Below are 23,156 nucleotides of genomic sequence, written 5' to 3' on the forward strand. Positions count from 1 at the left end.
AGCGGTCTTGACCTTCGCCGGGTGCGGCGGTTTGCTGCGCCCAAACAGAAAGAGGTGAGCAATGCTGGATATTGATTTTGTACGGGCGCAGTTTCCGGCGTTTGCCGAGGAGACATTGCAAGGTCAGGCGTTTTTTGAGAATGCCGGTGGCAGCTATACCTGCGCGCCGGTGATTGACCGGCTGACGCGGTTTTACCGCGAACGCAAAGTGCAGCCTTATGCGCCCTACCGTGCCAGTGAACTCGGCGGTGCGGAGATGGACGAGGCGCGTCTGCGTCTGGCTGGGTTTTTAGGGGTCGAGAGCGACGAAATATCCTTTGGGCCTTCGTCCACGCAAAACACGTATGTCTTGGCGCAGGCTTTCCGTCAGTGGATGGATCCGGGCGACGCGATCATCGTGACCAATCAGGACCACGAGGCCAATTCAGGGCCTTGGCGTCGGTTGGCCGAAGACGGCATTGAAGTACGCGAGTGGCAGATTGATCCGGACACCGGTCATTTGGATCCTGAAAAGCTTAACGATTTGCTGGATGATCGCGTGCGTTTGGTGTGTTTTCCACATTGTTCCAACGTCGTGGGTGAGATCAATCCGGTGGCTAAAATCACCGCGTTGTGCCATGCGGCGGGCGCATTTGTCTGCGTGGACGGAGTCAGTTATGCGCCGCACGGTTTGCCGGATGTCGGCGCGTTGGGCGCGGATATCTATCTGTTTTCAAGCTACAAAACATACGGGCCGCATCAGGGTATCATGGTGATGCGCGAAAGCCTTGCACGGCTGTTGCCAAACCAAGGGCATTATTTCAATGCTGACAGCCTTTATAAGCGGTTCACACCAGCCGGACCGGATCACGCGCAAGTGGCGGCATGCGCCGGCATGGTCGACTATTTCGAAGCATTGGCGGCGCATCACGGGGTGATTGGCGCGACGCCGACTGCCACCGGTGTGGCGGTGCACGATCTAATGCGGGCGCGCGAAGTCAAATTGCTACAGCCACTGCTCGACTATGTGTCCGCACGCAATTCCGTTCGGCTGATCGGTCCAGCGGAGGCCGAGGACCGCGCACCAACGGTGGCGTTGGCGGCGAATGTCCCCGGGGCGGCTTTGGCAACACAACTAGCGGATCGCGGGATCATGGCTGGCGGCGGTGATTTCTATGCGGTGCGCGCTTTGAATGCCTGTGGTGTGGACATGAACAAAGGCGTGCTGCGACTGAGTTTTGTGCATTACACCACCGAGGCGGAAGTCGAGAAGCTCATGGAAAGTTTGGACGCGGTTCTGTGATGCAACTCTGAGAAGGCCGCGAAAGCTTCGCGGTTCTTTTTATGTGCTTTTTGTTTAATTTTAAAGTCTTGCGCGTCGCTATTCATCTATGTCCCATGATTTTTTGGGACTGCAGCTCTGCTGACCAACAGCACTTGCCGCGTGTTTGAGCCGTAAATTGCAATAATTTCTTGCCCAGAAGGCTTTTGAGCGCCTAGCCTGTCTCCCACGACGCCAACCACAGGGAGATTTGGATGGTCCTGACAACGACAAAGGATGAGAGCGACCTGCCACGGTATTTTGCAGCGGTTTTTGATATCGCCAAAAACGCAAACAAGGGGTGCATTGATTTTGTTATGTCAGATGGACGTATTTTCCGGGCGGAGGGAGCACTACCCGGACCGGTGTGTGAAATGCATGTGCACAACGGCGACACATTTGCGCGGTTGATGCGCGAAGGTGAGCTTGGGTTTTGCGAAGCTTATCTTGATGGCTGGTGGAGCACACCCGATCTGCAGGCTTTCTGCGACTTTTTGCGGTCTGACAACGATGATGTCTATGATGGATTTCCGGGAATGGCATTTGTGCGCATCTATGAGCGGATGCGCCACTGGATGAACCGCAATTCCCGCGCACAAGCAAAGAAGAACATCTCGTATCACTATGATTTAGGGAATGAATTTTACGGATTGTGGTTGGACGAAACCATGACCTATTCCTCGGCAATCTTTGACAGTGGTCAAGAAAGTATGGAGGCCGCGCAGACGGCCAAATATGCCTCGATGGTGGATCAGATGGGGGTTCAACCTGGCGACCATGTTTTAGAGATCGGTTGTGGCTGGGGAGGGTTTGCGGAATATGCCGCCAAGGAACGTGGCTTGCGGGTGACCGGGCTGACGATTTCTGAGGAGCAATTGAAGTTTGCGCAGGAACGCATTGAAAAGGCGGGAATTTCGGATCTGGTTGAATTCAAATTGCAGGACTATCGTGACGAAACCGCAACATATGACGGGATCGCCAGTATCGAGATGTTCGAGGCTGTGGGCGAAAAGTTTTGGCCGGTTTATTTTGATACGGTTCGGGAGCGGTTGAAGCCCGGTGGGAACGCCACATTGCAAATCATCACAATTGCGAACAAACGCTTTGATTCTTATCGCAAAGATGTTGATTTTATTCAGAAATACATCTTTCCCGGGGGCATGTTGCCAAGCCCTGTGGCGTTGCGCCGTGAGGTGGAGCGAGCCGGGTTAGTGGTGGAGAGATCCATTGAGTTTGGAGAGAGCTACAGCCAGACTTTGCGGCGTTGGTTTGAGACGTTTAACGCCAGATGGGACCAAATTCAGCCACTGGGATTTGACATTCGGTTCCGTCGGATGTGGAATTTTTATCTGACCTCTTGTGCTGCGGCGTTTCACAGTGGAAGCTGCGACGTGACTCAAATTACGATATCAAGACCCAACTGATGCCCACCGCAAACAAACTGGTTGCCGCAATTTGTCTCGCCATTATTGGCGCGCTTGGGGCTGAACTTGTGAAACCGCAGCTGCCCGAAGGGTTTAATCCCGGCGCCATGACTCTGGTCGCGGCCGCCGTCGGCCTGTGCGTTGGATGGGTGATCATGGGACCCAAGGCACGCAGTACGGGGCCGATCAACAACGGAGTCACCGGTGTTGTCGTATTGGTGTTTGTGGAACTTCTGGTGTTTGGCGGCTATGAGATGCTGCAACGTGCAATGAAACGGCATTACACCGAACCTATTGAAGCCATTGAGCAAGTTGTTGCTATTTCACTTGAGTATGCGTCGTATCTGGCCCATCCGGTGATCCTTGTTATGTTTGCGATCGGGGCCGTGGTGTCCGGGGTTTCGACCGATTATGCGCGGCGGCGCTGGGGGTAATTCATGTCCAATCTGTTTGTCTACGGCACGCTTCGGCATGTGCCTCTTTTGGCTGTTGTGCTGGGACGGGAAGCGGACGCGATTGACATGTCACAGGCGCGTCTTTCGGGGCATTTGGTACATGGCGTGCGCGGAGAGGATTTTCCGTTTCTGGCAAAAGGTGACGGCAATGCTGACGGGCTTTTGCTGCGTGGTTTGTCGGAAACCGACGTGGCTAGGCTCGATTTTTACGAAGGCGGCTATGACTATGCGCTGATCCCATTGCAGGTCACCTCTGATCAGGGGATCGAGGACGCGCAGGTCTACGTCAGCGAGGCGGCGGCGTGGGTTCCGGAAGGCCTGTGGTCGCTCGCGGACTGGGCGGCCGCTTACGGGGTGTTCACGGTGCATAAGGCGCTGGAAGAAATGAGTTATTTCGGCAGCCGTAGCCGCGCTGAAGTGGACCAGCTGTTGCCGACCATCAAGTCGCGGGCGAGCGCAAAGGTGATCGCAGGCACGCAGGAGATTTTGCACAATCCGAGCCAGCTGAGTTTGAGCGATGTGACGGTGAGCAAGCTTGAGCGGCCATATGCGAACTTTTTCTCCATGGAGGAATATGAGCTGAGTTTTCGGCGGTATGACGGCACCATGTCTGAAACCGTGAAACGCGCGGTTTTCATGGGGACGGATGCCGCGCTGGTGCTGCCTTATGATCCTGTGCGGGATCGGGTGATGCTGGTGGAGCAATTCCGACTGGGCCCAACCGCGCGTGGCGACGACAAACCCTGGCAGTTGGAGCCAATTGCGGGGCGTGTGGATGGCGGGGAAACACCTGTGCAGACGGCGCACCGTGAGGCACAAGAAGAAGCAGGTCTTACTTTGCAACGTCTGGAAAGCATAGGGAAATGCTATGCTTCTCCGGGCGGATGCACCGAGTATTTCCACATCTACCTTGGCGTTGCGGATTTGCCGGATGAAGTTGTTGGTGTGTCCGGTCTTGAAGTGGAGGCCGAGGACATTCGGTCCTATCTTTACTCCTTTGAGGAGGTGATGGGTCTGGTGGACCGTCAGGCGTTGGACAATGCGCCGCTGATTTTGGCTTTGCTTTGGCTTTCACGTCACCGAGAGCGTGTGCGCGCTGCCGCTTGAGTTTGCCGGTGCGCTTGCCTACACAGAAAAGCGAACACAAGAAAAGGACGACCCGAGATGCACATTGCGCGTGATCTGGCCCAAGCGATTGGCAATACCCCTCTGATCCGGCTCAATAAGGTGAGTGAAGCGACGGGTTGTGACATTTTCGGCAAAGCCGAGTTCATGAACCCGGGCCAGTCGGTCAAGGATCGTGCGGCGCTTTACATCATCAAGGACGCGATTGCGCGGGGGGATCTGAAACCCGGTGGCACCATCGTCGAAGGCACTGCGGGTAACACCGGCATTGGTCTGGCGCTGGTTGGCGCGTCGATGGGGTTCAAGACCGTAATTGTGATTCCTGAAACGCAAAGCCAGGAAAAGAAAGACATGCTGCGTCTTGCAGGGGCTGAGCTGGTTCAGGTTCCGGCTGCGCCTTATCGCAACCCCAACAACTATGTGCGCTATTCGGGCCGCCTCGCGGCGGAACTGGCCAAGACCGAACCCAATGGGGCGATCTGGGCCAACCAGTTTGATAATGTGGCCAACCGGCAGGCGCATGTGGAAACCACCGGCCCCGAGATCTGGGAACAGACCGGTGGCAAGGTGGACGGTTTCACCTGTGCGGTGGGTTCCGGCGGCACGTTGGCCGGTGTGGCCGAGGCCTTGCAGCCTAAGGGCGTAAAGATCGGTCTCGCGGATCCGATGGGCGCGGCGCTTTATAACTTTTACGAAAACGGTGAGCTGAAATCCGAAGGCGGATCGATCACCGAAGGCATTGGTCAGGGCCGCATCACTGCCAATTTGGAAGGGTTCACGCCTGACATGAATTTCCAGATTTCGGACGAGGAAGCACTGCCTTATGTGTTTGATCTTCTTGAAGAAGAAGGTTTGTGCCTTGGCGGATCATCCGGCATCAATGTGGCGGGTGCGGTGCGCATGGCCAAGCAAATGGGGCCGGGCAACACCATCGTGACGATCCTGTGCGATTACGGTACCCGATATCAGTCCAAACTGTTCAATCCGACCTTCTTGCGGGAAAAGGGATTGCCAACGCCGGAATGGCTGGGCGAGAATGGACCGTCTAGTATTCCGGGCGTCTTTGAGGACGTCTGATACGCGAGGGGCTTTATGACAGCCATGATGCGTCTGGCCGCAGCGGTTGCGGTGATATTCACACTGTCGGTGACGGCTGCTTTTGCGCAGGGTACGCCACCTGACTATGAAGAGTGGCAGCGTGTGGTTAGCCGCGCGCAAGAGGCGATCGACAACAACCGTGCCTCCGAAGCCGCGATGGATTCACTGCGCTCGCAGCTTCACGACTGGCGGGATTCATTCGGTGCGGAAAGTGGCAAGCGACGGGTTTCTGTCGATACGATAAATGCTCAGCTGACCAGTTTGGGACCGGTGCCGGAAGGCGGCGAGCCCGACGATGTTGCGCAGGAACGTGATCTATTGCAAAAGCGGCTCGCGATGGAACGCGCGCCGTCGATCCGGGCGGATCTGGCGCAAGCGGAAGCCCGCGAGCTGATCCGATCAATTGATGTGCTGATGCGTGATCGACAAACGGATTTGTTGCTTTCACCGGGGCCCTGGCCGCTTAACCCAGCGATCTGGGGCGATGCTTTGGCTGATGTGATGCGCTCTTTCGAGCTTATCGGTCTGGAGCTTTCTACAAGTTGGGTGCACGAAACCGGCACCAAAGAGCTTAGGAAGTCATTGCCGTTGGCACTTGTCTACTTGGCCATTGGCGGCTTGCTGCTCTTCAGGGGCAGCGGATGGGTGCGCGACACGCTACAGCGTATGCTGGCGGCGCGCGATGTGATCTCCGCCAGACGCTGGGTTTTGATGTTTATGGTGTCGTTTGGGCAGGTGGTTCTGCCGATGCTGGGCGTGTTTGCCCTGACCAAAGCGTTTTATGCGACGGATTTGCCCGGTTTAAGAGGCGATATTGTCCTGTCAATCATGCCGCTTCTGACGTTTCAGATCCTTGTGGCCAAATGGTTGGGTGAGCGGATTTTCTCACGCCATGAAGACCCGCTTTTGATGGTGATGCTTAGCTCAGAAGAAAAGTTGCAGGGGCGCAGGGATTTGCATGCTCTCGGGATCTTCCTTGCGGCCAACACGCTGTTTGCTGAGCTGGCGCGATATGACAATTGGCAGGTTAACACACAGTCGGTTGTGTTCTTTCTTTGGGCTGTTTTGGGGGCAGGTTGCCTTGTGATCCTTAGCCGGCTGATTTCACGTCATGGCCAACTTATGGTGTCAAAGGACGAGACGCAGAACACAACAATTGGGCTAATCGTTGTGTTTTTGGCGCGGTTCATGCTGGCGGCGGCGGCGATCAGCGTTGTGATTGGAGTGTTTGGGTTAACGCGGGCAGGCGGGTTCTTGGTATTTGCCACCAGCAAGACCGTTTTGTTGATCGCATTTTTGCTTGTTGTTCAACGATTGATCCAAAAGAGTTTTGCAGCCCTTGGAGGGAGCGACGACGATAAGTCCTCGCTTGCGGCGGTCTTGGTAGGTGTGACGCTTGTGGTGGCGGCTTTGCCGGTTCTGGCGTTGTTTTGGGGCGTTCGGGTTGTCGATCTTCAGGAGATGGGCAGCAAACTGGCGGACGGGCTGAGCATTGGCGACATGACGTTGTCACCGCGCACCGTATTTGTGTTCTTGTTGGTCTATTTTGTCGGTCATGGCCTGACCCGATTGGCGCAAAGCATGATGCGCGACAGCATCCTGCCCAAAACCAAGCTGGATCCCGGTGGTCAGAATGCCGTTGTTGTGGGCGCGGGATATGTCGGGATTTTTCTGGCTGCGTTGGTTGCGATGAATGTCGCCGGTCTGGAACTTGGCAATGTTGCGCTGTTTGCCGGGGCTTTGTCGGTTGGCATCGGATTTGGTTTGCAGACCATTGTGTCAAATTTTGTCAGCGGCATCATTCTGTTGATCGAGAGGCCAATCACCGAGGGCGACTGGATCGAGGTTGGCGGGCAGATGGGGTATGTACGCGACATATCGGTACGCGCGACGCGGATAGAGACCTTTGACCGCACAGACGTTGTGGTCCCCAACTCGGACTTCATTTCGGGCACTGTCACGAATTACACCCGCGGAAACACGGTGGGGCGCGTCATAGTGCCGGTTGGGGTGGCCTATGGCTCCGACACCAAACACGTGGAGCAGGTGCTGCGAGAGATTGCGGAAGCGCACCCGATGGTGCTGGCCAATCCTCCGCCGGGGATTGTGTTTCAGGGATTTGGCGCGGATTCCCTTGATTTTGAGATTCGGGCCATCTTGCGCGATGTGAACTGGGTTTTGTCGGTCAAATCAGACATGAACCATGAAATCGCCCGCCGGTTCGGTGAGGAGGGCTTTGAGATCCCGTTTGCGCAACGAGACCTGTGGCTGCGCAATCCAGAAGTGTTGCCCGGTGCCGAGAATTTTGCGGGATCCTCGCGGCATAACTTTACCAAAGAGACGGTGATGCCCAAAAAGAAAGACGCGTCTTCTGGCGAGAGCGCCCACAATCTGGACCAAAGTGATTTTGAAGGAGAGACCGGTGACGACCACTGAGCTGTTGTTTCGCGAAGACGCCTATTTGAAGGAAACCGACGGTGCAGTGGTTGCCCACACGCCGGAGGGTGGCATCGTGTTGGATCAGACGATGTTTTACGCCACCGGAGGCGGTCAGCCCGGTGACAGCGGCATTCTGGCGTGGGGCCATCAATCGCTTGAAATTGCAACGACCATGAAAACCCCGGACGGGGACATCGTGTTGGTGCCGGCTGAACCTGCGGCTTTGCCGCCAGTTGGGACATTGGTGGTGCAGCGGCTGGATTGGGGGCGGCGGTACGGCCATATGCGCGTGCACACGGCGCTACACTTGTTGTCTGTGGTCATACCATTGCCTGTGACCGGCGGGTCTATCAATGTCGAGAAGGGTCGGCTGGATTTTGACATGCCCGAGGCGCCAGAGGACAAAGAAGGTTTGGCGGCTCAGTTGAACGCGCTGATTTCTCGGGAGTTGGGTGTCGGTGAGCAGTGGATTTCAGACGCTGAGCTGGAGGCGAATCCCGGTTTGGTAAAAACCATGTCAGTGCAGCCGCCCAAAGGGGCCGGGCAGGTGCGTCTTGTGCGGATCGGCGAGGGCAACGATCAAGTGGACCTGCAACCTTGTGGCGGAACGCATGTGGCCAACACCGCTGAAATCGGCCGCGTAAGGATCGGAAAAATCGAGAAAAAGGGCCGGCAGAACCGACGCGTCTACCTCCATTTGGACGATGGGCCGGCTGGCTAGAAAATTCACGGGATTCTTCTGATTTTGCCTCTTGCAGCCGCCTATCGTTTGGCGTTAGAACCCGCGGAACGGACAGGTGGCCGAGTGGTCGAAGGCGCACGCCTGGAAAGTGTGTAGGCGGGAGACCGTCTCCAGGGTTCGAATCCCTGTCTGTCCGCCATAAACCCCTGAAAATAGAGACCACAGCTGTTTGTCGCTGCAGACCTAGGTTTACCTCAGGGCGAGACCTAGAGATTTCCAACGTCCGCTTTGCGGACTTCGCTGCCGTTTGGACTTAGAGAGTTGTCGTTCCAAGGTGCTTCCGAAATTCGTAAGTGATGGTCTCTAGATTGCCCATCAGATCACCTAAGGATCGCAAAGCCGTTTTGCGCAGCGTTTCGTCAGGAATACTCCTAAGAGTATGATCTAAATTGTTAATATGGTCCGAAAACGCTTCTACTTTTGTCTCTACCTCTTGATAGAGTTCGTGTTCATTCATTTTGAGCTACCTTGAATTTCTGACGGGAGACTAAGTCTTCCCAGATCAATACTATGCCGCGCTAAGTTGCAATTGCCCGTAGGTCTGGGCTCAATCCAGACTTTCGCTGCACTCATACGCCTCGCTCTGCTTAGCAAAATACCGGTGCACGGGCAGGTGCCGTGATCCGTACGTTTCCTACCACGAAGCGGTTTCCGGCCCAGAGAATTCGGTCACCGATCTGCGGCTCCGCTTGCATTTCGTGAAAAAGCCCCGCCTATTGACGGGGCTTTTTGTTTTGGTGGTGGTATTTCAGATCAGCCGCCAAAGTCATCAAGCATGATGTCTTCGCGATCCACACCCATATCCAGCAGCATGTTGATCACGGATTGGTTCATGATAGGCGGGCCACACATGTAGAATTCGCAATCTTCAGGCGCCGGGTGGTTCTTGAGGTATTCCTCAAACAACACGTTGTGGATGAAGCCTTTGTAGCCGTCCCAATCGTCCTCGGGCATCGCATCCGACAGGGCGACGTGCCAGTCAAAGTTGTCGAAGTCTTTGGCCAGACCATCGAAATCTTCGACAAAGAACATCTCGCGCTTGGAGCGCGCACCGTACCAGAAGCTGATCTTGCGATCGCGGTTTTCCAGACGCTTGAGTTGGTCAAAGATGTGGCTGCGCATGGGGGCCATGCCCGCACCGCCGCCGATAAAGACCATCTCTTTTTGCGTATCCCGCGCGAAGAATTCGCCAAACGGACCCGAGATTGTCACCTTGTCACCGGGCTTGAGGTTAAAGATATAGGACGACATCAGACCCGGAGGGATGCCTTCGCTGCCCGGAGGCGGGGAGGCAACGCGGACGTTGAGCATGATCATGCCGCGCTCGTCCGGGTAGTTGGCCATCGAATAGGCGCGTTCCACGGGTTCGGAAGCGACCGATTCATACTGCCACAAATTGAATTTGTCCCAGTCGCCGCGATACTCGTCTTCGACGTTGAAGTCGGTGTATTTCAGTTTGTGCGCTGGCGCCTCGATCTGGATGTAGCCGCCGGCGCGGAAATTCACATCTTCGCCTTCTGGCAGGTCCAGAATGAGCGATTTGATGAAGGTTGCGACGTTTTCGTTGGAGCGCACGGTGCACTCCCACTTTTTGACGCCAAAGACCTCTTCGGGGACTTCAATGTCCATGTCTTGCTTGACCGCCACCTGACAGGACAGGCGGTCGCCACAGGAGGCCTCACGCTTGGTGATGTGGCTTTCTTCGGTCGGCAGGATAGAGCCGCCGCCCGCGTGAATACGCACACGACATTGGGCACAAGTGCCGCCGCCGCCACAAGCGGATGGGACGAAGAGTTTCTGTTCGGCCAGAGTTTGCAGAAGCTTGCCGCCGGCGGGAACAGAGATCGTCTTTTCACCGTTGATGGTGATGTTGACGTTGCCGGTTGATACCAGCCGAGAACGCGCCATCAGAATGATCGAGACAAGTGCCAGAACAATCAGGGTAAAGAGGACGACGCCGAGTGTAAAAGTTTCCATCTGTGTCGCCCCTCAGAGTTTCACGCCGGAGAAGGACATGAAGGCCAAAGCCATCAGACCCGCGGTGATGAAGGTAATGCCGAGACCCTGAAGGCCGTCGGGAATGTCGGAGTATTTCAGCTTTTCGCGCACACCGGCCATTGCGGTGATTGCCAGTGCCCAGCCAAAGCCACCAGCGAGGCCGTATGTGGTCGCCTCGGCAAAGTTGTAGTCGCGTTCCACCATAAAGAGCGAGCCACCCAGGATGGCGCAGTTCACGGTGATCAGCGGCAAGAATACACCCAGCGCGTTGTAGAGCGGCGGGAAGAACTTATCGAGCACCATTTCAAGGATCTGCACCATAGCCGCGATCACGCCGATGTAGCAGATCAGACCAAGGAAGGTCAGGTCAACATCGGGAAATCCGGCCCAAGCCAGCGCGCCTGGCGCCAGCAAATAGGACAGCAAGAGGTTGTTGGTGGGCACGGTGATGGCTTGCACAAGCATCACCGAAATACCCAGCCCCAACGCGGTCGAGATCTTCTTGGACACGGCGATAAAAGTACACATGCCAAGAAAGAATGAGAGCGCGAGGTTCTCAACAAAGATGGCCTTTACGGCCAGAGAGAGAAGCCCTTCCATCAGTGGCCCTCCACAACTTGAATTTTAAATTCCCGTTCTTCGACCTGTCCGGTTTTCCAGCTGCGCACAGCCCAGATCAGAAGCCCGATGATGAAGAACGCCGAGGGAGGCAGCAGCAGCATGCCGTTAGGCACGTACCAGCCACCGTTGTTCACGGTTGGCAGAATGGTGAAGCCAAACAATGTGCCTGCGCCAAAGAGTTCGCGGATAAAGCCAACGGTCAGCAGCAGAGCGCCATAGCCAAGCCCGTTGCCAACCCCGTCGACAAAGCTGTCGATCGGCGGGTTTTTCATGGCGAAGGCTTCGGCGCGGCCCATCACAATACAGTTGGTGATGATCAGGCCGACAAACACCGACAGCGTTTTGGACACCTCATAGGCATAAGCCTTAAGCACCTGATCCACGATGATCACGAGACTGGCGATGATCACCATTTGAACGATGATCCGGATCGAGCCGGGGATCTGGTTGCGCAACACCGAGATGAACATCGAGCTGAAGCCTGTCACGGCGGTCACGGCAAGCGCCATCACCATCGAAACTTCCAGCGAGGAGGTTACGGCGAGGGCAGAGCAGATGCCCAGCACCTGAAGTGTGATCGGGTTGTTGTCGACCAACGGGTCGATCAGAAGGTCTCTCTTGGTCTGGGCCATCAGAGCTCTCCCGCTTTGAGGTTTTCAAGGAAGGGGGCGAAACCGGCTTCGCCCATCCAGAAGCGCACGAGGTTGTCCACACCAACTGACGTCAGAGTGGCACCCGCAAGTGCGTCGACGTGGTAATCGGCACCCGCAGGCGGCGTCGACTTTGCGACCGTGATTTGCAAAGTGCCGTCATCGTCAGACAGCTTCTTGCCGTTCCACTGCGCTTTCCAGCGTGGGTTGTCGATTTCGGCACCCAGACCCGGTGTTTCACCGTGGTCGTAAAACTGCAGACCGAAGATGTCGTTGCCGTTTTCTTCGAGCGCGATGAAGCCATAGAGCGTCGACCAGAGGCCATAGCCGTGGATCGGCAGGATCACCTTGTCCAAAGAGCCATCATCGTTACGCAGCAAATAGACTGTGACGAATTGGGCCTTACGGCCAATGCCTGCCGGATCATTTGTCAGACGCACCGACAGTTCCGGATCAGATGCGGCAGCGCGATCGTCAAAGCTTGCGGCGTCAAAGGCGTCGGTGAACATGCCAGTTTCAAGTTCAAGAACCTGTGGTTCAAAAACCGAGAAGCCTTCGATCACATCCATGCCGTCTTCATAGAGCCCGGCAACTTGCAGAACGTTGGCCTGCTTGTCTTTGAGCTTGTTTTGCTCTTGCAGGGGACGCAGGGCCACGGATGTGGCCGACACGATCATCGACGCCACAAGGCACAGCGTTACCGCAATGAAGATCGTCTTGCCGACGCTGTCGGGTGGAGCAGCCAGAAAGCGGGCGATTGGACCCTTGTTTTGATTGGGAACATCAGACATGGCGACGCGCCCTCCGTTTGATGTTGGCTTGGACGACGAAGTAGTCGATCAGAGGCGCAAAGACGTTGCCGAACAGGATCGCGAGCATCATCCCTTCGGGGAAGGCGGGGTTCAGCACGCGGATCATCACAACCATGAAGCCAATCAAGGCCCCGTAGATGTAGCGCCCGACGTTGGTGTGGCTGGCGGACACCGGTTCGGTGACCATGAACACGAGACCAAAGGCGAAACCGCCGACCACGAAGTGCCAATACCAAGGCATGGCAAACATCGGGTTGGTGTCAGAGCCAATGAGGTTGAGCAGCAGAGAAAAGCCGATCATGCCGCCCATACAACCGACCACAAGGCGCCAGTTGGCGATCTTGGTGATCAGCAGGAAGGCGAGACCAATCAGACAGGCCAGTGCAGAGACTTCGCCAATCGAGCCCTGAACGGTTCCGACGAAGCTGTTCATCCAGTTCATGCCGTTGGCAGCAAGTTCCTGATAGCCTTGCGACGCGCCAATCGACAGCGCGGTCGCACCTGAGAAGCCATCAACCGGCGTCCAGATGGTGTCGCCCGACATATTGGCGGGATAGGCAAAGTAGAGGAACGCGCGGCCGGTAAGGGCGGGGTTAAGGAAGTTTTTGCCTGTGCCACCAAAGACTTCTTTGCCGATAACGACGCCAAAGGAAATACCCAGAGCCACCTGCCACAATGGCGCGGCAGGGGGCATGATCAGGGCAAACAGCATGGAGGTCACAAGGAAGCCTTCGTTGACTTCATGGCCGCGTACCGTGGCAAAAAGCACTTCCCAGATGCCGCCCACGACCAGCGTGGTGATATAGATCGGCAGGAAGTAGAGCAGTCCGTGGGCAAAGTTCGCCAGCGGGTTTCCGGCGTTGAAGCCGATGCCGAGCGAGGAGATGATCCAAGCGCGCCAGCCGGTCGGGTCAATGGTTTCATAAGCCGAGTTGACCTGAAGGCCGACATTATAAAGCCCCATGATGATACAGGGGATCGTCGCGATCACAACGTAGGTCATGATGCGTTTCATATCGACGTAGGACCGCGCGTGTGGCGCGGCTGTTGTCACGGTCTTGGGCGTGTAGATAAAGCTTTCGACCATCTCATAGATGGGGAACAGCTTTTCGTATTTACCGCCTTTGACGAAGTTCGGCTCGATGCGGTCAAAGAAATTGCGCAACCCCATGTCAGCCCTCCCGTTCAATTTTGGTGAGGCTGTCGCGAAGCGCCATGCCGTATTCATATTTCGCCGGGCAGGCGAAGCCCACGAGGCCAAGGTCTTCTTCATCCAACTCCAACGCACCCAATTTTTGGGCCTCATCGGTGTCCATAACCAGAAGGGCGCGTAAAAGCTGTGTTGGCAGGAAATCCTGCGGCATCAGCTCCTCAAAGGTGCCCAGTGGCACCATGGCGCGGCGACCGCCGTTCATGTTGGAAGTCAGCGGATAGAGTTTCTTGGAAAACGCGGAGCCCAGTACCGGAAGGAACGAGTATTTGGACGGCATCGGGCGGATCCAGCCCATCGGGATCTGCTTGGGATCCTCTTCGATAACGGTCAACTGACGCGCGTAGCGGCCAAGATAAGCCTCCGCTGCGCCGCCGGCCTTGCCACTTAGGATCGAACCGGAAATCAGACGCACGGGTGCGTCACCGGTTGTGTCGCCCGTGGTCAGATCGGCCATTGAAGCCCCTGTCAGCGTGCGCACCAAGCGCGGGTTGGCACAAAGCGGGCCGCAAAGAGCAACCACACGGTTTGCATCAACAGTGCCGGTTTCCAGCAAGCGGCCAATGGCGATCACGTCCTGATAGCCGATGGTCCAAACGATTTTGGACGCGGTGGGTGGCTCAAGGAAGTGCATGTGCGTGCCAGCAAGGCCGGCGGGGTGGCGGCCTTCGAATGTCGCGACTTCGACACCGTCAGCGGCGGGCACATCGGCGCCTTTGGCGTGACAGAGGTACGTCTTGCCTCCGCTGAGCGTCGCGATTGCGGCGAGGCCTTTGGCGAATGCGTCACTTGCGTCAGCAATGATCACTGCGGGATCACCGGCGAGCGGCTCGGTGTCCATCGCGTTGACGTAAATCGCCGCTGGCGTTTCGTCAGCAGCCGGCACTTTGGAATAAGGTCGCGTGCGGAACGCGCCCCACTGGCCTGCGGCACAAAGGCGCTCCACAAGGCCGTCGCGGGCGGTGATGTCACCGGTAGACGAAAAGTCGATGGGCGCCGCTGCATCAGCATCAACCTCGATCTCGATGCTTTGCAATACCCGTCGCGCGCCGCGATTGATCGCTTTGACCCGACCGGAGACGGGGGAGACCACAACGGCCTCGGGCGAATCTTTATGGGCCATCACTGGCGCGCCTGCAGCGATAACATCGCCTTCGGCCACAGAGATTCGAGGTTTCAATCCTATATAGTCAGAGCCGAGTATCCCCACGGTCTTGACTGCCGGACCTTCATGTATTCCTTCGCCGGGAGCCCCGGTGACTGGAAGAGTCAGGCCTTTTCGTAGCACGAAATGCTGCACGCCAATGTCATCCTGTCGTTTGGTTGATCAGTAACTGGTTTTGATTGCGCCAGCGTATACGACGCTTTTTCCCGTTCAACCAGTCTTATTCAACCGTTTTTACTATTGTTTCTCCGTGAGGAGAGAAATACTGTGCGCTCAAATTCAAACGCGCATCTTTTTTGTCCGGCGTTCCGCCTGTGACAGCGTATTGATGCCACAACCCTGAATGACGTGCCAGCCATGACATCTATATCCCGACGCAGTTTTATTTTCATGTCTCTCGCTTTGGCGGCCTGCAAACGCGGCGCTGCTGATATCCTGCTGAGCGGGCAGACGATGGGCACGAATTACACCGTTGTTGCGGTTGATCCGGCCAATTCGGTCAGCAAGGACGCGCTTCAGACCGCGATCAATGCATCGCTGGCGAAGACAGACAACCAGATGTCCAACTGGAACGCTGGGTCCGAGATTTCAAAGATCAACACCGCGCGTACGTCGGCTCCGATTGCTGTGTCGGCTGAAATGGCAGAGCTGCTGGACGGTGCAAACGCTGTTCATGCGGCAACCGAAGGTCTGTTTGACCTGACCGTTGGCCCGTTGATTGATGTGTGGGGATTTGGTGCCAAAGGCAAACCGGGTCACATGCCGTCCGAAGCAGATATTGCCAGTGCCATGACCAAAGTCGGGCAGGGCGATGCGCTGCGCCTGAGCGATGCGGGCCTGCAGAAGCTTAACCCGGAGGCGGAGATGTATTTGTCGGCGATTGGCAAAGGCTACGGCGTGGACCAAATCGGTCAAACGCTTGAGCAATTTGGCATCGAAAACTATATGGTCGAAATCGGCGGCGATATCCTGACCAAAGGCAAGAATGCTGAAGGCATGGCGTGGCAGATCGCAATCGAATCGCCCGACGCGCTGTTGCGTGACGTGCAAAAGATTGTTGGTGTCAGCAACCTCGGCATGGCGACCTCTGGCGACTATCGCAATTACTTTGAAGAAGACGGGCAGCGCTATTCGCACATTATTGATGCGACCACAGGTCGTCCTGTCACGCACAACACCGCGTCGGTTACCGTGCTGGCGGAAAACGCGATGTTGGCGGATGCCTGGGCCACCGGCCTTTTGGCAATGGGCCGTGAGCGTGGAATGATCGTTGCCGAAGCGCACGATCTCGCGGTATTGTTCATTGATCGTGACACGTCAAAAGCCGAAAAGGCGTTTGTGACCGCCGCGTCGAGCAAGTTCGCGGCCTTGACCTAAGGGGTATCGCTTTTGGAAACCTTTCTGCTGGCCTTTTTCTTTCTGCTGATTGTGACGATTGGCATGTCCGTCGGCGTTATCTTTAGCGGACGGACGATCAAAGGCAGTTGCGGCGGATTGAATGCAATCGCAGGGTCCGACAAATGTGTTGTCTGTTCCAAAGACATTGATCCCGACAGCCCGCTGCGCGAGCGCCTGCAATGCCCGCGGGCCCGCAAAATGCTTGACCAAATGGATGCGGAAAACTCCTGATTCATCAGGGGTTTTTTTTGCTTATGCAGTGAGCGGGAACAGCGCGACCGTCAGCAGACACACCGCCGCGATCACTCCTGACAGCCACAGCTGCCAACGCGGACCTTCGTCTTTCCAGACCTTCCGAAAACGATGCCCAGAAAGTACGAAAAGCACAAACAGGCCAGTGGCCAGTGGCGGCGAAAGCGTGATCTCGGGCAAAAGAAAAATCCCCAAAGGTAAATCTTGCGGTTAAGCTGGTCACATACTTGTTGAATAAGCAGCACGCAAGGAGCCCATTGATGCCCAGTTCTTATCAGGCGCCCAACCGCAATTCCGATGAAAAGTCGCGTACTATGAGCCAGACAACACAAACCAATGTGTCGGGCGAAGCAGTGACAGTCCAAAGGGTTTTGGACCGCAAGGGCGGCGATATGTTTGCGATTCGTCCGCAGGATACGTTGGGCGAGGCTGTGAAAGTTCTGCGCGACAAACGCATTGGTGCGCTGGTTGTGACGGATGCCAACGGCGCGTTGCAGGGAATTCTGTCAGAGCGCGATATCGTACGCAAACTGGCGGACACTCCGGGGCAGACGCTGCCGCAAAAGGTCGAAGATGTCATGACGTCTAAGGTTCAAACATGCACACCTGACGATTTGCTGGTGTCGGTTCTCAAGCGCATGACAGAAGGCAAGTTTCGCCACATGCCGGTGACCTCGGACGTGGGGCTGGCGGGTATGATCACCATTGGTGATTTGGTGAATTACCGTCTCAATGAGCTGGAACACGAAGCGCTTCAGTTAAAGCAGTTGATCGTAGGATAGTTTAAAAACAATAGCTTATGGGTCGTATCTAATCCCAACCGTTCACTTTTTGGCGGACGGTAACTTGGGGGCTGTCTTGTCCAAAGCAAGCTCGGCATCTGAGAAGGTCCAGGGGCCACGAATGCCCGGGATGCCGTCGGTTTCATAGACCATGCCTCTGGCCTGAATTTGCGGATTGTTCAGAGCGTCTTCGACTGAATTGATCGGGCCTGCGGGCACGGTGGCCTGTTCCAATGCTTCAAGAAGGTCCGCCGAGGTCCATAGACTTGTGGCGGCCTCTATCTGAGTTGTCAGCGCCTCGCGATTGGCGACGCGGGCCTGATTTGTTGCAAAATCAGGATGTGTGCCAAGCGGCGATATGTTGAGAACGCCGCAGGCGCGCTGGAACTGACCGTCATTACCAACCGCAAGAATGATATGGCCGTCGCGTGTCGGAACCACTTGATAAGGCGTGATATTTGGGTGCGCATTGCCCTTGCGGGTGGGGCTATCGCCGGTGGCCAAATAATTCATGCCTTGGTTGGCCAACAAGGCGGTTGCACAATCCAACAGGGACATATCCAGGTGCTGACCACGGCCAGTGCGATGACGCTGTTCAACGGCGGCGAGGATACCGATTGTGGCGTAAAGGCCTGTGACAACATCGGTAACCGCCACGCCGACTTTTTGAGGCTGATGGTCCGGCTCACCAGTGATGGACATGAGGCCGGACATACCCTGGATCATAAAGTCATAGCCAGCACGGTTGGCGTATGGGCCGGTTTGGCCGAACCCTGTGATTGAGCAGTAAATCAGGCGCGGATTGAGCGCGCTCAGGCTGTCGTAATCCAACCCGTATTTTGCCAACCCACCGACCTTGAAATTCTCAATCAGGATATCGGCATCTTTGACCAGGTTTTGGACAGCCTCTCGTCCTTCCGGTGTGCGAAAATCAGCTACTACCGACGATTTTCCCCGGTTTGCCGCATAAAAATATGCGGCTGTGTGGTCGTCGTCACGGTCAATGAAAGGAGGGCCCCAATGGCGCGTATCGTCGCCTTCAGGGGCCTCGATCTTGGTGACCTCGGCGCCCAGATCCGCCAGAGACTGGCCCGCCCATGGGCCCGCAAGGATTCGAGCGAGTTCGACAACTTTTAAACCTTCAAGGGGTTTCATATCAGACTTTCAGTTTCTGAGTGGTGTTCCGAATGATATAAAATCATAGCAGATTTTTTCGTAAGGTTTGCGATGCAAGGCGCGCGGTGATGCAGAAGTCTTACACAAGTTAAATTTCCCTAGCATCGCCTTGAATTCTGCGCAATAGCTGTGGCGAGCTCACTCGGACGCGGCGGCAGTTGCGGCATGGCGCCTTGACCCCAGGGCGGGCCTCGGCAGACTGAGACACAATAAAAATGTAGTATGCGACACCCAACGTGCGCAAAGGAGACAATCATGGCCAAGGATCTGGCACCTCAATCCAAACCCGATCTTGGAAGCTTTAACTGGGAAGATCCGTTTCTGATCGAAGGCCAGCTTGAAGAAGACGAGCGTATGGTGCGCGATGCGGCAAAAGCCTATTGCGATGAAAAGCTGGCGCCGCGGGTCTCAACTGCGTTTGAGAAAGAGGAAACCGATCCTGAGATCTTTGCCGAGATGGGCGAAATGGGGCTGTTGGGCACAACGATTCCTGAAGAATATGGCGGCATTGGTGCGGGCTATGTGACCTACGGTCTGGTGGCGCGAGAAGTGGAGCGCGTCGACAGTGGGTATCGCTCGATGATGTCGGTGCAGAGCTCGTTGGTGATGTATCCGATTTACGCCTATGGCTCTGAAGAGCAGCGCAACAAATACCTGCCAAAGCTGGCGTCCGGCGAATGGATCGGCTGTTTTGGATTGACTGAGCCGGATGCGGGATCTGATCCCGGCAGCATGAAAACCACGGCCAAGAAGGTCGACGGCGGCTATGTGCTGAACGGTGCAAAGATGTGGATTTCCAACGCACCGATTGCGGATGTGTTTGTGGTCTGGGCCAAGTCGGACGCGCATGGTGGCAAGATCCGTGGCTTTGTTTTGGACAAGGGCACCAAGGGGTTGTCCGCGCCAAAGATTATGCACAAGGCATCGCTGCGCGCGTCGATTACAGGCGAGATTGTGATGGAAAACGTTGCAGTGTCTGAGGACGCACTTTTGCCGAATGTAGAAGGACTTAAGGGGCCTTTCGGATGTTTGAACCGCGCGCGATACGGCATTGCCTGGGGCGCGATGGGGGCGGCTGAGTATTGCTGGCATGCATCACGCCAATACGGTTTGGACCGCAAGCAATTTGGCAAACCGCTGGCGCAGACGCAGCTGTTTCAGCTGAAGCTGGCGAACATGCAAACCGAGATTACGCTGGGTTTGCAGGCGGCGTTGCGGGTTGGGCGTTTGATGGACGAGGCCAAGGCAGCGCCCGAGATGGTGTCGATCATCAAACGCAACAATTGCGGCAAAGCGCTGGAGATTGCACGCCATGCGCGGGACATGCATGGCGGCAACGGGATCAGCCTCGAGTTTGGCGTGATCCGCCACATGGTGAACCTTGAGACGGTGAACACCTACGAGGGCACACATGATGTGCACGCGCTTATCCTAGGTCGCGCGCAGACCGGTTTGCAGGCGTTTTTCTAGACCTAAGCGCGCGCCTTTCGCCGGGTCGCTTCAGCGACTTTGGCGGGGGCGGACAATTCCCAAAAACCCCTGTCTGTATTGCGTCGGTAACACGGCTGTATCGCGACAGTGTCAATTTCGGCGCAGTCGGGGACGGGCTCAGTCTTGCCACCACCAGAATTGCGGCATCCAGTCGGCGCCATCGCCGTAGATCGGCAGCTCATCCGGAAAGCGCATTTCGCGACGATGCGCGATGCGGCCCACCGCGTAGGTCCAGATCGGGATGATGTAGCGACCTGAGGTTAGGATGCGGTCCAATGCGCGGGTTGCCGCGACAAAGTCCTTTTGTGACTCGGCGGTCAGCATTTCGGTGATCATGGCGTCAACGGCGGGCGAGGTGATGCCCGCGAGGTTGCGCGAGCCGAGCTGCGCAGCAGCGTCCGAGCCCCAATACAGGCGCTGCTCATTGCCCGGGCTGAGGGAAAGCGCACGGCGCTCTTTGGTGATATCGAAATCAAACGATCCAAGGCGCTGCGCGTACTGCGCGTTGTCCACCAGAGAAACACTCACGTCGATGCCGAGGTTCTCGAGCGCTTTGCGCCAGATGTCGACGATGGCCTTGTTTTGGGAGTCATTTTGCGGCAGCAGTATTTCGAGCGCCAGCGCCTCATCATCCGCGTTTTGCATTTTCCCCTCGACCACGTCCCAGCCAGCCTCGTCGAGCAACTTGATTGCGGTGCGCATGTTGCGGCGGTCGCGGGCGGATCCGTCGGAGGCGGGCAGGGTGTAGCCGGAAAGGGTTTCCGGAGGGAGGTCATCGGCGAATTGCGTGAGCAACGCGGCGGTCTCGTCTTGGGCCGCGCCCGGGCGCATCGCGAGTTGCGAGCCTGAGAAAAAGGAACTGATCCGCGGCTGGCGCCCGCCGGTCATCGTATCGTTGATGTATTCGAAATTGAAACTGTGCATCAGCGCGTCCCGCACGCGAATGTCATTCAGCGGCGCGCGTCGGGTGTTCATCACGAAACCGGTGATGCCTGAGGGCTTTTGATGGGGGATCTCGGATTTCACTACATCGCCGGAGACTGTCGCGGGAAAGTCGTATTGGTTGGCCCATTTCTCGGCGTTGAATTCACGCGCGTAGGACACTGAGCCGGCCTTGAAGCTTTCAAAGAGAACCTCTCCGTCGCCGTAAAAATCAATCTGGATTTCGTCAAAGTTATTGGTGCCACGCCGCACTGGGACGTCTGCGCCCCAGTAGTCGGGATTGCGCGACAAAGTCACCTGACGCCCGGGATCAAAATCGCTCACGACGTAGGGTGCTGAGCCAATCGGGAAATTATTCAGAGTTACATCGGCGATTTCATCATCGGAGAATTGCGCCTTTTTGAGGATTGGGCGCAGACCGGCGATCAGGGCAAGTTCGCGGTTGTCGGTGTTGAACGTCAGACGAACGGATTGCGGGCCGGTGGCCTGAATGCTCTCCATTTGCTTCCAAAGCGAGTGGTAGCGCGGGTGACCTTCGGTCCCGAGGGTTTCGTAAGACCAGATGACATCTTCGACCGTCACGGGGGAGCCGTCAGAGAAGCGGGCCTCGTCGCGCAGAGTGAATTCGACCCAACTGCGATCCGGTGCGGTCTCGATGGACTCGGCGAGCAGGCCGTAAAGCGCAAAAGGCTCGGCGCGGTTGCGGCCCATAAGTGATTCATAAACAAAGAATCGTAGTTGCCACGGGGCGTTGCCCTTGAGCACAAACGGATTAAGCGAATCGAATGCACCGGTGTTGCCGGTCACAATCCGCCCGCCTTTGGGCGCGTCCGGGTTGGCATAGGGCAGGGCGTCAAAATCGGCGGGAAGGGCAGGCGCGCCATACATGGCGATGCCGTGGCTCGGGTCAGCGATTCCCTGCGAGCCTATGAAAACAACGGTTGCAGCGGCCGTCAGGGCCATTCTTAACGAGAAACATACTGGTTTCATTACTTCAACAATCCCGACTTGCCTTTGTTTTGTTAGGCCTAGCAGTAGCGGGGGTTATGAGGCTTTTCAAACTTTTAGCTTGGAGTGCGGCGCACAAATGCTTATAAAGGTGTCACTGCTCGATAGGTTTCTTGCCTGTATGAAACCTGCCTCAATAACTTTACGCCCGCTTCGTGCGGGCGTTTTTTTTTGCCTGATTGTGATTGGGGTGCGCGGGTTACGTAAGACTACGGATGCGGGTCGATCTCCCTTATTTTGCTGATGCAGCATGCTATGATGCGGCCGCGACAAATGAAGGAAGGGAATCGATATGAGCCTGAAGGGCAAAACCGCGATCATCACCGGATCTAACTCGGGAATCGGTCTGGGCGTGGCGCGGGAAATGGCGCGTGCGGGGGCGGAAGTGATTCTCAATTCTTTCACCGACCACGAAAACGATCACGCGCTGGCCGCAGAGATCAGCGCGGAGTTTGGTGTCGCGGCACGCTATATTCAGGCGGACATGTCCCAAGGCGACGCATGTCGGGCCTTGGTAGAGACCGCAGGCGGCTGCGATATTCTGGTGAACAACGCCGGGATCCAACATGTGGCGCCGATCGATGAATTTCCGGTCGACAAATGGGACGCCATCATCGCGATCAACATGAATTCGGTGTTTCACACCACAGCGGCCGCATTGCCGCACATGCGGGCGCGTGGCTGGGGCCGGGTGATCAATATCGCCAGCGCGCACGGTTTGACGGCGTCGCCATTCAAGGCGGCCTATGTGGCGGCCAAGCATGGCGTGGTGGGCATGAGCAAGACCGTGGCGCTTGAAACCGCCGAGGAGCCAATCACCTGTAATGCGATTTGTCCGGGTTATGTTTTAACCCCCCTGGTGGAAGCGCAAATTCCGGACACTATGGCGAAATACGACATGGACCGCGATGAGGTGATCAAGAAAGTGATGCTGGAGCGCCAGCCGAGCCGCGAATTCGCCACAGTGGAGCAATTGGGCGGCACGGTGTGCTTTCTGGCCAGCGATGCGGCGGCACAGATCACGGGCACCACGATCAGCGTGGATGGCGGTTGGACTGCGATGTGATG

General features: G+C 56.4%; 21 protein-coding genes and 1 tRNA gene. 13 read left to right on the top strand and 9 right to left on the bottom strand.

What is annotated here, in order from left to right; all coding sequences use genetic code 11:
• Positions 1-61: 61 nt before the first annotated feature.
• The 8 genes from SHIM_RS03675 (at position 62) to SHIM_RS03710 (ending at position 8,722) form a co-directional block, all read left to right on the top strand.
• A complete protein-coding gene (locus tag SHIM_RS03675) occupies positions 62-1,282 on the top strand; it encodes an aminotransferase class V-fold PLP-dependent enzyme (protein ID WP_054001259.1) in 1,221 nt (406 codons plus the stop codon).
• Positions 1,283-1,515: 233 nt separating this feature from the next.
• On the top strand, positions 1,516-2,724 hold the full coding sequence (locus tag SHIM_RS03680; RefSeq protein ID WP_054001260.1) for an SAM-dependent methyltransferase: 1,209 nt from the start codon (positions 1,516-1,518) through the stop codon (positions 2,722-2,724).
• Positions 2,724-3,158 carry a TrgA family protein gene (locus SHIM_RS03685; RefSeq protein ID WP_054001261.1) on the top strand — a complete coding sequence of 145 codons (435 nt, stop codon included), beginning with the start codon at positions 2,724-2,726 and terminating at the stop codon, positions 3,156-3,158. The genes SHIM_RS03680 and SHIM_RS03685 overlap by 1 nt, the downstream gene beginning before the upstream one ends.
• Positions 3,159-3,161: 3 nt before the next feature.
• A complete protein-coding gene (locus SHIM_RS03690) occupies positions 3,162-4,286 on the top strand; it encodes an NUDIX domain-containing protein (protein WP_054001262.1) in 1,125 nt (374 codons plus the stop codon).
• Positions 4,287-4,343: 57 nt separating this feature from the next.
• Positions 4,344-5,381: a cysteine synthase A gene (locus SHIM_RS03695; RefSeq protein ID WP_054001263.1), complete on the top strand. Its 1,038-nt coding sequence runs from the start codon at positions 4,344-4,346 to the stop codon at positions 5,379-5,381.
• A gap of 15 nt (positions 5,382-5,396) precedes the next feature.
• Complete coding sequence (locus SHIM_RS03700; protein WP_054001264.1) at positions 5,397-7,838, top strand: DUF3772 domain-containing protein; 2,442 nt, start codon at positions 5,397-5,399, stop codon at positions 7,836-7,838.
• The gene (locus SHIM_RS03705) at positions 7,825-8,562 is read left to right on the top strand and encodes an alanyl-tRNA editing protein (protein ID WP_054001265.1); all 738 of its coding nucleotides are present in this window, start codon (positions 7,825-7,827) and stop codon (positions 8,560-8,562) included. Before SHIM_RS03700 ends, SHIM_RS03705 begins: the two co-directional genes overlap by 14 nt.
• A gap of 70 nt (positions 8,563-8,632) precedes the next feature.
• Positions 8,633-8,722 (top strand) — tRNA-Ser (locus SHIM_RS03710).
• A 614-nt stretch (positions 8,723-9,336) separates the two neighbouring features.
• Here the strand turns inward: SHIM_RS03710 and nqrF are convergent.
• The 6 genes from nqrF to SHIM_RS03745 are packed head-to-tail and all read right to left on the bottom strand — an operon-like array spanning position 9,337 to position 15,174.
• On the bottom strand, positions 9,337-10,560 hold the full coding sequence (gene nqrF, locus SHIM_RS03720) for an NADH:ubiquinone reductase (Na(+)-transporting) subunit F (protein ID WP_054001267.1): 1,224 nt from the start codon (positions 10,558-10,560) through the stop codon (positions 9,337-9,339).
• A 12-nt stretch (positions 10,561-10,572) separates the two neighbouring features.
• Complete coding sequence (gene nqrE / locus SHIM_RS03725; protein WP_054001268.1) at positions 10,573-11,181, bottom strand: NADH:ubiquinone reductase (Na(+)-transporting) subunit E; 609 nt, start codon at positions 11,179-11,181, stop codon at positions 10,573-10,575.
• Positions 11,181-11,834: an NADH:ubiquinone reductase (Na(+)-transporting) subunit D gene (locus SHIM_RS03730; RefSeq protein WP_054001269.1), complete on the bottom strand. Its 654-nt coding sequence runs from the start codon at positions 11,832-11,834 to the stop codon at positions 11,181-11,183. Before SHIM_RS03730 ends, nqrE begins: the two co-directional genes overlap by 1 nt.
• On the bottom strand, positions 11,834-12,643 hold the full coding sequence (locus tag SHIM_RS03735; RefSeq protein ID WP_054001270.1) for a Na(+)-translocating NADH-quinone reductase subunit C: 810 nt from the start codon (positions 12,641-12,643) through the stop codon (positions 11,834-11,836). Before SHIM_RS03735 ends, SHIM_RS03730 begins: the two co-directional genes overlap by 1 nt.
• Positions 12,636-13,835 (bottom strand): NADH:ubiquinone reductase (Na(+)-transporting) subunit B, encoded by a 1,200-nt coding sequence (locus tag SHIM_RS03740; protein ID WP_054001271.1) that lies wholly within the window; start codon positions 13,833-13,835, stop codon positions 12,636-12,638. The genes SHIM_RS03735 and SHIM_RS03740 overlap by 8 nt, the downstream gene beginning before the upstream one ends.
• Position 13,836: 1 nt before the next feature.
• On the bottom strand, positions 13,837-15,174 hold the full coding sequence (locus SHIM_RS03745) for a Na(+)-translocating NADH-quinone reductase subunit A (RefSeq protein WP_054001272.1): 1,338 nt from the start codon (positions 15,172-15,174) through the stop codon (positions 13,837-13,839).
• 222 nt (positions 15,175-15,396) lie between these two features.
• Between SHIM_RS03745 and SHIM_RS03750 the strand changes: the two genes are divergently transcribed.
• The gene (locus SHIM_RS03750) at positions 15,397-16,416 is read left to right on the top strand and encodes an FAD:protein FMN transferase (RefSeq protein ID WP_054001273.1); all 1,020 of its coding nucleotides are present in this window, start codon (positions 15,397-15,399) and stop codon (positions 16,414-16,416) included.
• Positions 16,417-16,428: 12 nt separating this feature from the next.
• Positions 16,429-16,668 carry a (Na+)-NQR maturation NqrM gene (gene nqrM, locus SHIM_RS03755; RefSeq protein WP_054001274.1) on the top strand — a complete coding sequence of 80 codons (240 nt, stop codon included), beginning with the start codon at positions 16,429-16,431 and terminating at the stop codon, positions 16,666-16,668.
• A 21-nt stretch (positions 16,669-16,689) separates the two neighbouring features.
• On the opposite strand, the gene SHIM_RS03760 is transcribed toward nqrM, so the two are convergent.
• Positions 16,690-16,884: a hypothetical protein gene (locus SHIM_RS03760; protein ID WP_241488783.1), complete on the bottom strand. Its 195-nt coding sequence runs from the start codon at positions 16,882-16,884 to the stop codon at positions 16,690-16,692.
• A 65-nt stretch (positions 16,885-16,949) separates the two neighbouring features.
• Here SHIM_RS03760 and SHIM_RS03765 point away from each other — a divergent pair, with 65 nt between their 5' ends.
• On the top strand, positions 16,950-17,471 hold the full coding sequence (locus SHIM_RS03765; RefSeq protein ID WP_152926437.1) for a CBS domain-containing protein: 522 nt from the start codon (positions 16,950-16,952) through the stop codon (positions 17,469-17,471).
• A 42-nt stretch (positions 17,472-17,513) separates the two neighbouring features.
• Here SHIM_RS03765 and SHIM_RS03770 read toward each other — a convergent pair whose 3' ends face one another.
• Positions 17,514-18,626 carry a CaiB/BaiF CoA transferase family protein gene (locus SHIM_RS03770; RefSeq protein WP_054001276.1) on the bottom strand — a complete coding sequence of 371 codons (1,113 nt, stop codon included), beginning with the start codon at positions 18,624-18,626 and terminating at the stop codon, positions 17,514-17,516.
• Positions 18,627-18,902: 276 nt separating this feature from the next.
• Here SHIM_RS03770 and SHIM_RS03775 point away from each other — a divergent pair, with 276 nt between their 5' ends.
• Positions 18,903-20,117, top strand: coding sequence for an acyl-CoA dehydrogenase (locus SHIM_RS03775; protein WP_054001277.1), 1,215 nt, complete (start codon positions 18,903-18,905; stop codon positions 20,115-20,117).
• A gap of 138 nt (positions 20,118-20,255) precedes the next feature.
• Here the strand turns inward: SHIM_RS03775 and SHIM_RS03780 are convergent, their stop codons facing one another.
• On the bottom strand, positions 20,256-22,043 hold the full coding sequence (locus SHIM_RS03780; RefSeq protein WP_241488784.1) for an extracellular solute-binding protein: 1,788 nt from the start codon (positions 22,041-22,043) through the stop codon (positions 20,256-20,258).
• Between the two features lie 337 nt (positions 22,044-22,380).
• Here SHIM_RS03780 and SHIM_RS03785 point away from each other — a divergent pair, with 337 nt between their 5' ends.
• Positions 22,381-23,154 carry a 3-hydroxybutyrate dehydrogenase gene (locus SHIM_RS03785; protein WP_054001279.1) on the top strand — a complete coding sequence of 258 codons (774 nt, stop codon included), beginning with the start codon at positions 22,381-22,383 and terminating at the stop codon, positions 23,152-23,154.
• The last annotated feature ends 2 nt before the right edge of the window (positions 23,155-23,156 follow it).

Origin of the sequence: Shimia sp. SK013 (genome assembly GCF_001292625.1) — a bacterium.
Taxonomy (GTDB): domain Bacteria; phylum Pseudomonadota; class Alphaproteobacteria; order Rhodobacterales; family Rhodobacteraceae; genus Shimia.

Excerpts from the sequence above, each read along its gene's own strand:
- SHIM_RS03675 (WP_054001259.1), top strand. The coding sequence starts at position 62 with ATGCTGGATATTGATTTTGTACGGGCGCAGTTTCCGGCGTTTGCCGAG.
- SHIM_RS03680 (WP_054001260.1), top strand. The coding sequence starts at position 1,516 with ATGGTCCTGACAACGACAAAGGATGAGAGCGACCTGCCACGGTATTTT.
- SHIM_RS03685 (WP_054001261.1), top strand. The coding sequence starts at position 2,724 with ATGCCCACCGCAAACAAACTGGTTGCCGCAATTTGTCTCGCCATTATT.
- SHIM_RS03690 (WP_054001262.1), top strand. The coding sequence starts at position 3,162 with ATGTCCAATCTGTTTGTCTACGGCACGCTTCGGCATGTGCCTCTTTTG.
- SHIM_RS03695 (WP_054001263.1), top strand. The coding sequence starts at position 4,344 with ATGCACATTGCGCGTGATCTGGCCCAAGCGATTGGCAATACCCCTCTG.
- SHIM_RS03700 (WP_054001264.1), top strand. The coding sequence starts at position 5,397 with ATGACAGCCATGATGCGTCTGGCCGCAGCGGTTGCGGTGATATTCACA.
- nqrF (WP_054001267.1), bottom strand. The coding sequence starts at position 10,560 with ATGGAAACTTTTACACTCGGCGTCGTCCTCTTTACCCTGATTGTTCTG.
- nqrE (WP_054001268.1), bottom strand. The coding sequence starts at position 11,181 with ATGGAAGGGCTTCTCTCTCTGGCCGTAAAGGCCATCTTTGTTGAGAAC.
- SHIM_RS03730 (WP_054001269.1), bottom strand. The coding sequence starts at position 11,834 with ATGGCCCAGACCAAGAGAGACCTTCTGATCGACCCGTTGGTCGACAAC.
- SHIM_RS03735 (WP_054001270.1), bottom strand. The coding sequence starts at position 12,643 with ATGTCTGATGTTCCCAATCAAAACAAGGGTCCAATCGCCCGCTTTCTG.
- SHIM_RS03740 (WP_054001271.1), bottom strand. The coding sequence starts at position 13,835 with ATGGGGTTGCGCAATTTCTTTGACCGCATCGAGCCGAACTTCGTCAAA.
- SHIM_RS03750 (WP_054001273.1), top strand. The coding sequence starts at position 15,397 with ATGACATCTATATCCCGACGCAGTTTTATTTTCATGTCTCTCGCTTTG.
- SHIM_RS03765 (WP_152926437.1), top strand. The coding sequence starts at position 16,950 with ATGCCCAGTTCTTATCAGGCGCCCAACCGCAATTCCGATGAAAAGTCG.
- SHIM_RS03770 (WP_054001276.1), bottom strand. The coding sequence starts at position 18,626 with ATGAAACCCCTTGAAGGTTTAAAAGTTGTCGAACTCGCTCGAATCCTT.
- SHIM_RS03775 (WP_054001277.1), top strand. The coding sequence starts at position 18,903 with ATGGCCAAGGATCTGGCACCTCAATCCAAACCCGATCTTGGAAGCTTT.
- SHIM_RS03780 (WP_241488784.1), bottom strand. The coding sequence starts at position 22,043 with ATGGCCCTGACGGCCGCTGCAACCGTTGTTTTCATAGGCTCGCAGGGA.
- SHIM_RS03785 (WP_054001279.1), top strand. The coding sequence starts at position 22,381 with ATGAGCCTGAAGGGCAAAACCGCGATCATCACCGGATCTAACTCGGGA.